Source organism: Bacillus sp. AFS018417, assembly GCF_002560985.1.
GTDB classification, from domain to species: domain Bacteria; phylum Bacillota; class Bacilli; order Bacillales; family Bacillaceae_G; genus Bacillus_A; species Bacillus_A rhizoplanae.
The window spans coordinates 41012-54320 of the sequence record NZ_NTTM01000012.1 but is presented as its reverse complement, the minus strand read 5'-3'; the positions used below and the strand labels follow the sequence as shown (position 1 = coordinate 54320).

The following is a 13309-nucleotide window of genomic DNA, read 5'->3' as shown; positions in this document are numbered from 1 at the left end:
AGAGCATGAAGTTAATTGGCATGTATAGTAGCTCCTACTAGGAATACTTTTTTAGGTGATTTAAGGTAGACGCAATGGTTGGAGTATCACTTATAAAGCCTACATATCCATCCGGCCGAATGACTACAAGTCCATCCTTTTCAAATCCATATTGCTCCTTAAGAAATTTAATATCAGCTTGATTAGTTTGTACAGCTGTCACTTGGTAAAAGTTATAAGGAATAGCTTGCTTTTTCAGGGAAAAATCCAGGTTTGCGTACAATGTTTCGTCATTAGAAAAAAGCAGGATAGTAAGTTCTTTACCACTATTTAACTCAAACAAACGATTGACTCCATCTACGTAACCATCTGGAGAACGATCTCCGGGATATATTAACTTCTTCTTTCTTAAGTTATTTGATAAAGAACGATTTTCCATGTGCCCTTCAACAATCCGACTATATCGGTAGTTAATAGCAAGTTGAGATAACATATTCACAATTCGAGATTTTACACGTTCATTAGAGGTAATTCTTGGGGCTACTATATTTCGAATCAATTGCAGTAAACGGCTTTCATTCAGAATCATTTTGGTTGCTCTTTCTGTTCCATTAACAAGGGATGACCAAATAGGTTCTCGTTCTTCTGTATAAGTATCCAGTAAAGAGGGAGAACTTTGGTGCTTCAAGACATATGTGATTTTCCAAGCTAAATTAAAAGCGTCTTGCATTCCAGTATTCATTCCTTGTGCTCCAATCGGCGAATGAATATGAGCTGCGTCACCAGCTAAAAAGATTCGACCAACACTTCCGTTCTTAACTTTTCGTTGATTGACTCTAAATGTAGATTGCCAAGTTGGACTATGGACGGTGGTGTTCTTCGGACCGACTTCATTAATAATCTGTTGAATTTGATCTAAACGGATGTCTGCCTTCTGATTATCAAAGTGGTCAATGGAGATCATTATCCGATGTTGCCCATTCTTCATTGGAAAATAAGCCGTAAATTTTCCGTTTTTTACAAAAGCATATAATTCATCGTGCGGCAAATCCCAGTTCACAGTCAAGTCTGCTAACGCAAAATTTTGATCAATCGTAATTCCTTCAAAGTCCATATTTAAGCCATGCCTTACTACACTATGGGCCCCATCACATCCTATTAAATATTTTGCTTTTATAATCGATTCTTCTTCCTCAGAATTTACTATAGTCGCTTTAACACTTAATTGATCTTGTTTGAAGCCTGACAATGTCGTTCTCCACTGCACCTCACCGCCAATATTGAGGAAGTGAGAGTATAGTATGTCTTCTGTAATGTTCTGAGGAATCATGAGAACAAATGGATAAGGACCTCGTAATTTTTCTCTAAAGTCTAGACGTGCTAATGAAATATTCTCAGAACAGGCGTTAAAAACATACGTAGGATGTCCGCGTTTTACAAATTCATGAGCAACTCCCATTCTTTCTAAATGCTCCAATGTCCTCGCCATAACTCCAAGGGCTTTCGTTTTTGTTGAAATTCCAGAGACTTTATCAATAACTTTACAATCCACACCAAAGCGTCGCAGCTCAGATGCAAGTGTAAGGCCTGTAGGTCCAGCTCCAACAATAAGTACATCTACTTCAGTAAGGCGTTGATTTTGATTACTCATCATGTCGTTCACTCCTTATTAACAAAAAAGATTTAGTTTTAAAGACGTTTACACCATGAAAAGAAACAATAAACAACACATTGTTTATAAAAATTATATCAATTGTCATGAAGGATTCAATAAATAGCTTATGAAACACAGAAAAATCAAAAGTGTAGGATTAAAAGACAACATATAAAAACCATCCAATTGAAATGAAATGGATGGTGGAAATTTAATATAAGTTTATGAAGAACATAGGGACTGTAAGGGGGCTTTTAATAAATAAATTTGCCATTTATTTAGCCATAAATTGAGAGGAATAAGGTAGTTCATCCTTTAAACATTGTGTTAGAAATCCAACATTCACTGTAGATGGCGTTTTTTATGAAACTTTCGATTCAAGATGAGTTCCATTTATTCGCTGAAGAACTACAACGATATCTATCTCCACATATCCTTCAACAACTCGCGCAGGAGACAGATTTTATAAAACGCAAAGGACATTCTTCTGGTAATCTCACTAAACTGCCCTTAGCACAGCTATGGCTTTATTAGGCAAACCAATATCCTGTGTTAATCCTCTATACGAGGTTTCTTCTCTTATATGGATCAGGATTTTGAAGGTAGACTAGAAAAGAAACTGTGTTAATCCTCTACACGAGGTTTCTTCTCTTACTGTTGGTTTGGAATAAAGTTTGATTAAAAATACCTCATAAATGCTTAATTTATGATAATTAAAAAGAGTCTATTTTGAAAAAATCGATTAAAATGTATTTTGCAGTTTAGAATACAGATAGAATTTTTATAAAAAAGTCTGTTCATTTTAGGATAAGTTTTTTTGAACATTACCCTCTTTAGTTTAATAAAGCATGCCTGCTTCTTTCAATGCCTTTTGATAAGTCTCATCATTTAGCTTTTTAACATCATTTCGAAACAAATTTTTTCTAACGGTATCGAATAGACCACTTGGGATGTTAGGAAATTCACTTTCCCAATTCTCTCTTTTATCCAACTGAATTAGCGATTCAATAGTAACAAGATAAATATTTGGGAATTGCTTCTTAATGTCAGAAGAATACTTCAGAAACTCTTTTAGGTATTTATCAAAATGGTGACAATCGTATTCTTCAGTACCTGTATAGAACGGGAATCCACTTTCATCTTTCCACTCAAGGAGAAGCCCCCAAAAAGCAATAAGTGAACCCGCTCTATATCTCAAGTCATTATCATTAAAGTGTTCATAATAGGTGTACAACAATTTGCCACACCAATCTAAGTCGATTATGTCACCCATTTCCTTTATTTCATTATGTAGCAAATCCAATTTCTCTTGAATGGAATCCATTAATACCCCTCCTTTCAAAACACAACTAAATATTAATTTCACAGCAATTAAATTGCATGCTTCTTTTAAACTAACATGACCTCACTTGTTTAATAAGAAACTGAACTCCCTTCTACCTACTTAGAATAAGTTATTTCGGTTCATCTTTTTTATAAACGATTGAACTTTTTTCAAAACGGTGCGACTTTCTTACAAACACATGACTTCTATTAATTTGATTCTTTTTTACAGCCATGTCATTTCGTTAAGTTGGTGAAATACTAATAAAAAAACGATCTCATTCTATCATAAGATCGTTTTTCTTCTATTATATATTACCCCACTACAACTTCTTCTCTTTTTTCTGTTTTACTCGTTAAATGTTCTATAATGTGACGAGCGATGTGAACGCCGCAAGCGCTTGCTTGTGCTAATCCGCGTGTTACGCCAGCACCGTCTCCGCCTAAGTATAAGCCGGAAATTTCAGATTCGAAATGTTCGGTTAGTTTTGGTCTTGCGGAGTAGAATTTTGCTTCTACGCCGTAAAATAATGTATGTTCAGATGCAATACCTGGTGTGACGTGATTCAATGCTTCTGTCATTTCAATTAAACTTTTCATTGTATTGTATGGCAATACAAGACCTAAGTCACCTGGTACTGCTTCTTTTAATGTCGGCTCAAGGAAACCTTCTTGAATACGCTTCGGTGTAGAACGACGACCTTTTAGAATGTCTCCGTACTTTTGTACCGTCACTCCGCCCATTGAAATACGGTTTGCTAGACGTGATACTTCATGTGCGTATTCGTTCGGTTGATCGAATGGCTCTGAAAATTGATGTGATACTAAGAGCGCAAAGTTCGTGTTATCACTGCCAAGCGCAGGATCTTTGTACGCATGACCATTCGCTGTCATAATACCGGAGTGGTTTTCAACAACAACGTGACCAGATGGATTACTACAGAATGTACGTACTCGCGTTCCGACAGATGTATTGAATACGAATTTCCCTTCATAGAGATGCTTGTTGATTTCCTCCATCACAATGTTTGAAGTTTCAACACGAACACCAATATCAACTTGGTTCGCGTTCATTTTTAAACGGCGCTTTTTCATAATTTTTGTTAACCAAGCAGATCCGTCACGTCCTGGTACAATTACTACTTTTTTCGCAGATAGCATTGTTCCGTCTTTTAAAACAATGCCGCGTACGACATGTTCATTCTCCACTTTTTCAGTTATAATGTCGTCTACTTCTATTTTAAATTTCATATCGATTTTCTCTTTTAAATATTCGAAAATACTTTTTAAAATTTCTAAATTTTGCTCTGTACCTAAGTGACGAACTTGTGCACGCAATAGTTTTAATCCAGCTGCGTAAGCGCGTTTTTCGATATCACGAACTTCATCTGTTAATGGATCTGTAATTGAAGTAGTTGCACCGTGTGCTAAGTTAATTTCATCCACATATTTGATTAAATCCATTACAGTCGATGTAGATAAATAGTCTGTCATCCAACCACCGAATTCACTTGTAATGTTAAATTTCCCATCTGAATATGCTCCTGCACCGCCAAAACCATTTGTGATTGAGCATGCTGGTAAACATCCTGCATGATCTTTCTTTCCAGCAGCAGGTGGACATTTTGTTATTTTCTTCTGAAGAATCGGACAATTACGACGATAAATATCATGTCCTTTATCAATTAACAGCACTTTTGCATCTGGCATTTTAACAATTGTTTCATAGCAAGTAAAAATTCCAGCAGGACCTGCACCTACAACAATTACATCATAGTTCGTATTCATGTATTCATTCCCCCATTGCATTCCTTAGAAAACCCTTACTAAAAGTACCATGTTCTATTTGGAATGTCAACGGATTTAACGAATTATCTACAAGATAACAACGTTAATGTTCGTAAAAAAACTATTTCCCCTATGTTTTTTGGTTAAATAAGGATTTTACAAAAGAAAGAACCGATTAATGTATAATTAATCGGTTCACCATGACGCTCTTTCTAAATAACTAGAAGCGCACGCAAGTAGCTCCAATAATAATTAGTAAAATAAATAACACAACCACGATTGCAAAGCCAGAACCACAGCCTCCAACGCCACAACCGCCGTAGCCATATCCACCGTAGCCACATCCAAAACCTGGATATCCTCCACCATAACCCCACATAATTTTTCACTCCTTACATCCATTTAAAATAGTTTACATTGACAAAATATGTAGGACAAACCTCACTTTGTATGTGTGTTTGCCTAGAAATAAAAAAAATCTCCAGCTTAGCTAGAGATTCCGTTTACTGTCATTTTTAAATATAGGATTACTGGTAAAGATAAAGTGAAACTTCCATCAGTGGGGGTTTTTTCATCCCCCACTGATGGTTAGTTGAACCAATCGGGCTTTTACGGGCAGCGCTTCGACTTTCTCTGAATCTTGAGGTGGGGTCTTACTGCCCGTTAATGCGGGATAAAAAAGATAGTGTGAAAAATGAGTTAAATTCAGTTTGTGCACCCAACTGTTGTTGATTGCTTTCATTTTCTTATAGACAAATTCCGAACATTCTTCTGACATAAATTCAGCAATGTTCAACGAAAATTGTTCAAGTACTACACTCAATCAGCTTTTCTAATGAAGAGACAAAATTAATAACAGTGGAAAAACGCAGCAATGTGCTGCGTTTTTCTTTATTAATATCGTATATGATAACAATTTACATCGCTTGACTTTTAGAAGAAAATTCACTCTTATCTTCTTGACCTGATAAACTTCCATTAATTTTCTCAGCTTCTATCATGTATTCTGTATAACTTCCACTTCTTACTCCCCAAAAATAAAAAACAAGTGCTATTGCTGTAATAAGAAGCATGTCCCAACCATATGGTATTATATTCATTCCGCCAAATTTGTAACTTCCAAGATAGGAAATCGTTACCATACATAGTAAATATACAATTAACCAAATGCTCGAACGGAACTGATTTTTAAACCCACGCCATTTATTTTTATATTGATAATAAAAATAAATCGGTAATCCAATTGCCATGATGAACAATACCTCACCTGTTAGCGGCCAGCGTGCCCAATACAAAGTGAGCGATGCAAAAACAAATCCGCACGGAGCAATAAAATTAGCTCCTTTTAAACGAAATGGACGATATAAGTGACCCGCTGTACTCCGTAATGTCATAAGTGCAATTGGTCCCATAATGTAAGAAATCAACGTGGCAACTGAAATAATCTCGGCTAAAACGCCCCATCCACGAAATAATATTAAAAAAAGAAAACATATACATAAGTTCAAAATTAAAGCTGGACGAGGAACACCATACACAGGGTGTAAAACACCTAATTTTTTAGGAAGATAACCATTCTTCTCCATTCCATAAACCATACGAGCTGTGGTTGCAGTATAAGTAGTTCCAGACCCAGATGGAGAGATAAACGCATCGGCATACAGTAAAATAACTAACCAATTCATTCCGAGTGCAATTGCCAAATCAGCAAACGGAGAATTGAAATTCAAATGATTCCACCCATTGGCAATTACCGCCGGATTTACTGCTCCGATGAAGGCAACCTGCAGTACAACATACACAACTGTAGCAATCAAAATAGATCCGATGACTGCAATTGGAATAGAGCGATTCGGCTTATTCGCTTCACCAGCCATATTGATTGGACTTTGAAATCCATTAAAAGCAAATACAATTCCAGAAGTAGCAGAAAATTAACAATAGCTTTAATACATTTTATTTAACACAAAAACAACATGTAATTATTTTTTGATAATAACAATTTATTATCTTATCTTTTCAAAATATAAAAAAACGCAGTTAAAGCATTCATAAATCATTTATTTCCAAAAACTTAATGTTTACAAATGCTAATTTTGCACAAAATATTCGTTAACTTTTACCAAAAAAATCAATTGTAACAAAACTTTTCCCTCTCTCTTCAAAGAAATAATCAGCAGTTATCAAGTACTTATGACATTTGTACATGCATATAGTTGTAATAATGATACTAGAGGAGGGAAAATAAATGAATCCATCTGAAGTAGAAAAGTATGCGCAGCAAGCTGCAATGTATGAGCAACTTGCCTGTTATTACAAATATATAAATCCACAAAAATATATGGAATTATATTTGAAACACTATAACGCTATGAAACAATTTGTACAGGCTTACGAGCAAAGCCGGATATCACTACCACATTCAAGCGAACAGTCATTACCATCTCAAGTTCGAATCTTACACGCTTCTCCTGATGCACCCACTGTTGATATTGTCATAAATGGACAAAAAGTGGTGAAAAACATTTCGTTTAAGCAGCATAGTCCATACCTTTCACTTACACAAGGACAATACCGCATTGATATCGTACCTGCCGGTGATGAAACTCCAATCTTTTCAGCTCTCGTTCCTGTAATGGGAAACCATGTATATACCCTTGCGGTAGCTGGTAATGTTGATAAACTTCAACTGTTACCTCTCATTGATAATACGCCTCTACCATATGGTCAAGCAAAAATACGATTCGTCCATTTATCTCCTGATACCCCCGAAATAGATGTAGCTTTAAAAGATGGAGAAAAACTGTTCGAAAAGGCTGCTTTTAAACAGGTAACAGATTTCTTGCAAGTAAGTCCTGGCGTAGCAGATATAGAAGTATCAGTTGCGGGAACAAAAAACGTTGTATTAACAATTCCCGAAGTGAAAATTGAGGGAAATAAAATTTATACAATTGTTGCACTTGGTTATGCAAATAAATCACCAAAGTTAGAAACAGTATTTTTAACAAATTAAAAAGTCTACACCGCTATCGCCGTGTAGACTTTTCTTTTTATCCCGCATTAACGGGCCTTCCATCAGTGGGAAATCCCCCCTCCCCCACTGATGGAAGTTTCACTTTATTCTATATCGATTTTTCAAAAGAAATATGAAATTCTGTCCATTCTTCTGTTGACTTACATGTAATAGACCCTTTATGTTTTTCTACAATTTGCTTACAAACAAATAGGCCAATTCCAGTTCCTAACTTTTTTGTCGTTACAAATGGTTCAAATATTGTTTCAATATTTTTTGGCGGAATCATCGGTCCATTATTTTTAATAAAAATATGTATTAGTTCTTCATCTTCACACACATCAATAACAATTTTCTTACTTTCTTCCATTCCTTCAAGAGCGTCAATGGAGTTCATTAAAATATTTAAAAGCACTTGCCTAACTTCACTTCGATACCCGATAAATGGTATTGGATACGGCAGATTTTTCTCAATAGAAACATTTGCATTCACTAAGCTTGGATATAAGAACTGGATAATATCATGAAATAAATCATTCAGCCAAAACCGCTCTGCTTCATTCCAAATTTCTTTTTTGGAAACAAGTAAAAATTGAGAAATTCTAAAATTTAGTTGGTCAAGCTCATGCGAAATAATATCTAAATATGGAAGATGCGGTTGATCTGATTGTAACAGTTTCACAAACCCCATAATAGAAGTTAGCGGATTGCGAAACTCATGAACGAAACTTGCTGACATTTGTCCCAAAATTGTCAATCTCTCTTTATGTGTTTCGTTAATGAATTGTTGCTTTTCTTCCAAATTTTTCGATATAATTTCTGAGTATTTCAAAACTGTATAATAGATTAGACGGTCAAAACAAGTATGTATTTTCCCCATGATTGGTTTCAATTCACGAGCACTCACATCTAATTCACACATTGCCTCAAACAATTCATTCCGTCCTACATTCGCATTATAGACAAAATCTCCAATATTTGCATCTGCCTCCGCACGCTCAATGGCGATTTTCTCGCATAACAGTCTAATATGTTCAATTTCTTTCTCTTGCATAATGAGTTCCATCATTAATGTTAATAAATTTTCTCCATTTTCAATGATTTCTTTTTTAAATGGATCATTTGCTGAAATAATAATTTTGGTTTTCCAGTTCTCTATGAATTGTTGACTATTCTTTTTTAAGTACGTACAAAACATTTTACTAATATCCTTATCGATTGGAAAAACCCCCATTCCCTCCATCTCCATACAAAAAATACCCTATATATTTTGAATATTAACACAAAAAACAAATTTCGTTAAGAGAGTAATGTCACATTTTGTTATTTCATGTTGATAAAATTTTAAAATTCAGTACGTGAAATTATTTTTTGCATCCTTTTCATTTCTTTCGTACAATAGAAATAGGAAAGGTGTGAAAAAAATGGGAAATAAAAATGTGGAAGATTATCTTCAAGAAGGCATTCATGGACAAAAACAAAACAAACCTGAAGAACGCAACATGTTTTTAAGCACATTGCGTGAGCGTGTGGAAATTGCGTTAACGATTGGGCAAGTCATGCAAACAAACGTATATACAGCAGTAAAAGAAAGCATGGGCTCTTCTCAAGGATTAACATTGTATGTGAACGGTAGCATCGCTTACCCACATTTATCTAAATACATTAAATTAGCAAATGAAAAACAAGTACCGTTTACAATTGTACAAAATAAAGATACAAACACACCAATTGGCCTTGTACTCGCGCATGATACAGCAGTTGAGAAAAAGCATATTTATGTAGAAGATGAAATTTACAAGCAAGAGATGAACTAACAAAAATGCACCTGACTAGAAGTCGGGTGCATTTTTATAAAGTGAAACTTCCATCAGTGGGCACATGCCAGCAGTTATCCCCCACCTATCCTTTAAATCTTGAAGTGGTGGTCTTACTACCCGCGAATAGCGGGATAAAATACTTTACCGTAAATAAAAAATCTCACCATATGGGCAAGGTTATGAACTTACTTGTTCTTGGAGTGAAACATGTTGTTCTGTTACTTCTACAGGCTGCGGCGCAATTTGCTTCGTCACTTCAATTTGTTTAATGTAATGACCATCTAATTCAACAATACGAAATTTATAATTTTCAATGTCGACAATATCACCTTGTTTAATTTCAAGATGTTCTGTTAAAATCCAGCCGCCAATTGTATCGACGTCTCCATCGTCAATTGAAAGCCCTAATAATGCGTTGACTTCACTAACAAGCACTTTTCCTTCTAAAATTGTTTTCGTTTCGCTAATGCGCTGAATCTCCGGCTTTTCATCCGTATCAAATTCATCCTGTATATCACCAACGATTTCTTCTAATATATCTTCAACTGTTACAAGTCCAGATGTTCCGCCGTATTCATCCACTAAAATTGCCATATGTGTGCGTTCACGCTGCATTTTCACAAACAAATCATGAATAGCAATTGATTCAATAATTTGAATAATCGGACGGGCATACTGTGCAACGGTTTCTTTATTTGTACCATCATGTTTCACAAAATCTGTAAAAATATCTTTAAAATTTACAAAACCAATAACATGATCTTTATCGCCGTCAATGATAGGATATCTTGTATACTTCTCATTTGACATCAATTTCATTGCTTCCTTAACAGATTGCCCTTTTCCTAAAATTACCATTTCTGTGCGTGGAACCATAATTTCCTTCGCAAGTCGATCATCAAATTCGAAAATCTTATTTACATATTTATATTCTGATTGATTAATTTCACCATTTTTATAACTCTCTGATACAAGCATACGTAACTCTTCTTCAGAGTGTGCTACCTCATGTTTATGCATTGGTTTTAGTCCAAACATTCTCGTAACAATACGTGCTGAACCATTTAATGTCCAAATAAATGGATACGCCAGTCGGTAGAAAAAGATAAGCGGTCTTGCAACTGCTAAACTAATCCCTTCCGCCTTTTGAATTGCCAATGTTTTTGGAGCTAACTCACCTACTACGACGTGAAAAAAAGTAATAAACATCAAAGCTAGAAAAACAGATAAGACGGATTCCACCGAGGGAGGCACTTCCAATCTTGCAAAAATCGGATCAAGCATACGTTTAACCGTCGGTTCTCCTAGCCATCCAAGGCCAAGTGCTGTCACTGTAATTCCCAACTGACACGCTGATAAATACTCGTCTAAGTTTGTAATGACTGTTTTTGCAGCAGTTGCACGTTTATTTCCTTCTGCAATTAAATAATCGATACGTGAGCTCCTAACTTTGACAATTGCAAATTCAGACGCAACGAAGAAGGCAGTTAAGGCAATTAAAACAATCACCATACTTATACTAAATATGTCCAAATACGTTTCCTTACTCACTGTGTAAGTAAGGAAGCCACCTCCTAATAGTTTTATTCTAAAGAAAGGACTTCTCTAACAATCTTACAAGTTTCTACACTAGCAATCTCCTTGTATACATTATATGCATACATAATAAAGATATTTACGTTTATGATAACGAAACTTATACTCTCCGTCAAATAAGAGAAACAACTGAAATTAGACAACTTTTGTTCATTTTCGAGATGTTTTCTTTCTTACAATTTTATTTTTGTGAAAAAGCACTTTCTTTGCCGATTTCTCACTTCTTTTGTCAAGCATGCAGGGAACGAACAAACTATCACGAAACCTTCTAACAACAAGATTTGGGAGGGATTATTGTGGAATATAAAACGCCGATGATTGCAAAAAAATTAGGTACTAGTCCAAAAGCTGTCATCCGTCTTGCACAGCAAATTGGATTAGAATTAAAAAAGAATAAATTTGGACACTATGTTTTTTACGAACAAGATTTACAACAAATGCTCGAATTTCAACGCTCTGTACCAAACCAAGAACATGAACCATCTTCCTATCATGCTGCTGAAGCAGCACCATCCAATGAAATGCAACAATTTATAACGCAATTAAAAGACATTTCCTTGCGCTTAGATCGGCTAGAAGAAAAATTACAAGAAAAAGCAGATGATGTGGTGAATTATCAATTATTACAACACCGTAATGAAATGGAAGAAATGCACGCAAGAATTGAGCAATTAGAAATGACACTTAAGCAAAAAGAATCAATTTATATGACGCCAGAAGTAGCAGCAGCAAAACAGGAAGAAAAACCGAAGCGTCATAAAATGCTTTTAAGCATTTTTGGATTTTAATATATCATAATAAAAAAGACGANNTCGTCTTTTTTATTATGATAACATAGCTTTCATATCTTCTTCTGCTGTTGTAATTAGTTTTAAGCGAAATGCCTCTTGCAACACTTGCAGTACACCTGGTGATATAAACTCCGGCGCTTTCGGACCAATACGAATATCTTGAATACCAAGGCTAAATAACCCAAGTAAAATCGCTACAGCCTTTTGCTCAAACCAAGACAGTACAATGCTGACTGGTAGCTCATTCACTTCACATTGGAACGCTTCCGCTAAAGCTACTGCAATTTTCACTGTTGAAATTGAATTATTACATTGTCCCAAATCAATAAAACGCGGTATATTCGTTTCAGGTACAACGCCATAATCTACATCATTAAAACGAAATTTCCCGCAAGATGTCGTTAAAATAACTGTTTCTGCTGGTAATGATGTTGCTAATTCACGATAATATTCTCCACCTTTTCCCGGCGCATCACAGCCAGCAATTACAAAGAAACGTTGAATCTTACCAGCTTTCACAGCATCAATAATTTCTGGTGCGAGCGATAATACCGTCTCATGATGAAATCCTGTTATTAATTGTTCTTCTGATTCCATTTGTACATCTGAAAGCTTCAATGCCGTTTCAATAAGTGGTGTAAAATCATCATTTTCAATTTTACGTACCCCTTCTAACCCTGCAACGTCATAGGAAAAGAAGCGATCTGCATATGTGCCTTTAATTGGCATAACACAATTTGTCGTTGCTAATATAGCTCCTGAAAATTTTTCGAATAAGCGACGCTGATCATACCAAGCCTTTCCGATATTCCCTTTTAAATGTGCATATTTTTTCAACTGTGGATAACCGTGTGCTGGCAGCATTTCAGAATGTGTATAAATATTGATATTTTTTCCTTCTGTTTGCTTTAATAACTCTTCTAGGGCAAATAAATTATGCCCTGTAACAACAATCGCTTTTCCATAGGCACGATTTTGTGTAATTTGTACTGGTTCCGGCACTCCAAAATGTTCAGTATGTGCCTTATCAAGTAGTTCCATCACGCGAATAGCAGCTTTTCCGACTTTCATTGCCATATCTAAATGTTCTTGTTCATTAAAGTTTGAATTTGTTAACGTCATGTATAACGCTTCATGTGTTACTGCATCTACAAACGGATCTGTGTACCCTAGTTGCGCTGCATGAGTGCGATATGCGGCAATTCCTTTTAAAGCAAAGACGATAATATCTTGCAAGCTTGCAATTGTTTCGTCTTTACCACAAACTCCAATCACTTTACATCCACCGGTAGGCGTTTGTTCACATTGATGACAAAACATCATTCCCATCCCCTCTCTAGCAATC

At 35.5% G+C, this 13309-nt stretch carries 10 protein-coding genes and 1 pseudogene; 3 read left to right on the top strand and 8 right to left on the bottom strand.

Annotated elements, in window-relative coordinates; translation table 11 throughout:
* Positions 1-37 precede the first annotated feature (37 nt).
* From CN326_RS06105 to CN326_RS06085, 5 genes and pseudogenes are all read right to left on the bottom strand, one after another.
* The gene (locus CN326_RS06105) at positions 38-1633 is read right to left on the bottom strand and encodes an FAD-dependent monooxygenase (RefSeq protein WP_098307262.1); all 1596 of its coding nucleotides are present in this window, start codon (positions 1631-1633) and stop codon (positions 38-40) included.
* A gap of 838 nt (positions 1634-2471) precedes the next feature.
* A complete protein-coding gene (locus CN326_RS06100) occupies positions 2472-2957 on the bottom strand; it encodes a hypothetical protein (protein ID WP_098307260.1) in 486 nt (161 codons plus the stop codon).
* Positions 2958-3271: 314 nt separating this feature from the next.
* A complete protein-coding gene (locus tag CN326_RS06095) occupies positions 3272-4744 on the bottom strand; it encodes an NAD(P)/FAD-dependent oxidoreductase (RefSeq protein WP_098307258.1) in 1473 nt (490 codons plus the stop codon).
* A 220-nt stretch (positions 4745-4964) separates the two neighbouring features.
* Positions 4965-5123 (bottom strand): YjcZ family sporulation protein, encoded by a 159-nt coding sequence (locus CN326_RS06090; RefSeq protein ID WP_098307256.1) that lies wholly within the window; start codon positions 5121-5123, stop codon positions 4965-4967.
* Positions 5124-5661: 538 nt separating this feature from the next.
* Positions 5662-6672: pseudogene (locus CN326_RS06085) on the bottom strand (APC family permease); the annotation flags it as partial.
* A 320-nt stretch (positions 6673-6992) separates the two neighbouring features.
* Here CN326_RS06085 and CN326_RS06080 point away from each other — a divergent pair.
* Positions 6993-7757: a DUF4397 domain-containing protein gene (locus CN326_RS06080; protein ID WP_098307252.1), complete on the top strand. Its 765-nt coding sequence runs from the start codon at positions 6993-6995 to the stop codon at positions 7755-7757.
* 109 nt (positions 7758-7866) lie between these two features.
* On the opposite strand, the gene CN326_RS06075 is transcribed toward CN326_RS06080, so the two are convergent.
* A complete protein-coding gene (locus CN326_RS06075) occupies positions 7867-9006 on the bottom strand; it encodes a BA2291 family sporulation histidine kinase (RefSeq protein WP_098307250.1) in 1140 nt (379 codons plus the stop codon).
* 175 nt (positions 9007-9181) lie between these two features.
* Between CN326_RS06075 and CN326_RS06070 the strand changes: the two genes are divergently transcribed.
* The gene (locus tag CN326_RS06070; RefSeq protein WP_098307248.1) at positions 9182-9574 is read left to right on the top strand and encodes a YueI family protein; all 393 of its coding nucleotides are present in this window, start codon (positions 9182-9184) and stop codon (positions 9572-9574) included.
* A 180-nt stretch (positions 9575-9754) separates the two neighbouring features.
* Here CN326_RS06070 and CN326_RS06065 read toward each other — a convergent pair whose 3' ends face one another.
* Entirely contained in the window at positions 9755-11110 is a 1356-nt protein-coding gene (locus CN326_RS06065; protein WP_255258099.1) for a hemolysin family protein, read from the bottom strand.
* A gap of 359 nt (positions 11111-11469) precedes the next feature.
* On the opposite strand from CN326_RS06065, the gene CN326_RS06060 reads away from it, so the two are divergent.
* A complete protein-coding gene (locus CN326_RS06060; RefSeq protein WP_098307246.1) occupies positions 11470-11961 on the top strand; it encodes a chromosome segregation protein in 492 nt (163 codons plus the stop codon).
* 36 nt (positions 11962-11997) lie between these two features.
* Here the strand turns inward: CN326_RS06060 and hcp are convergent, their stop codons facing one another.
* Complete coding sequence (hcp, locus tag CN326_RS06055) at positions 11998-13284, bottom strand: hydroxylamine reductase (protein ID WP_098307244.1); 1287 nt, start codon at positions 13282-13284, stop codon at positions 11998-12000.
* Between the last annotated feature and the right edge of the window lie 25 nt (positions 13285-13309).

Coding starts and splice junctions, on each gene's coding strand:
- hcp (WP_098307244.1), bottom strand. CDS start 13,284: ATGTTTTGTCATCAATGTGAACAAACGCCTACCGGTGGATGTAAAGTG.
- CN326_RS06105 (WP_098307262.1), bottom strand. CDS start 1,633: ATGATGAGTAATCAAAATCAACGCCTTACTGAAGTAGATGTACTTATT.
- CN326_RS06090 (WP_098307256.1), bottom strand. CDS start 5,123: ATGTGGGGTTATGGTGGAGGATATCCAGGTTTTGGATGTGGCTACGGT.
- CN326_RS06070 (WP_098307248.1), top strand. CDS start 9,182: ATGGGAAATAAAAATGTGGAAGATTATCTTCAAGAAGGCATTCATGGA.
- CN326_RS06100 (WP_098307260.1), bottom strand. CDS start 2,957: ATGGATTCCATTCAAGAGAAATTGGATTTGCTACATAATGAAATAAAG.
- CN326_RS06080 (WP_098307252.1), top strand. CDS start 6,993: ATGAATCCATCTGAAGTAGAAAAGTATGCGCAGCAAGCTGCAATGTAT.
- CN326_RS06075 (WP_098307250.1), bottom strand. CDS start 9,006: ATGGAGATGGAGGGAATGGGGGTTTTTCCAATCGATAAGGATATTAGT.
- CN326_RS06095 (WP_098307258.1), bottom strand. CDS start 4,744: ATGAATACGAACTATGATGTAATTGTTGTAGGTGCAGGTCCTGCTGGA.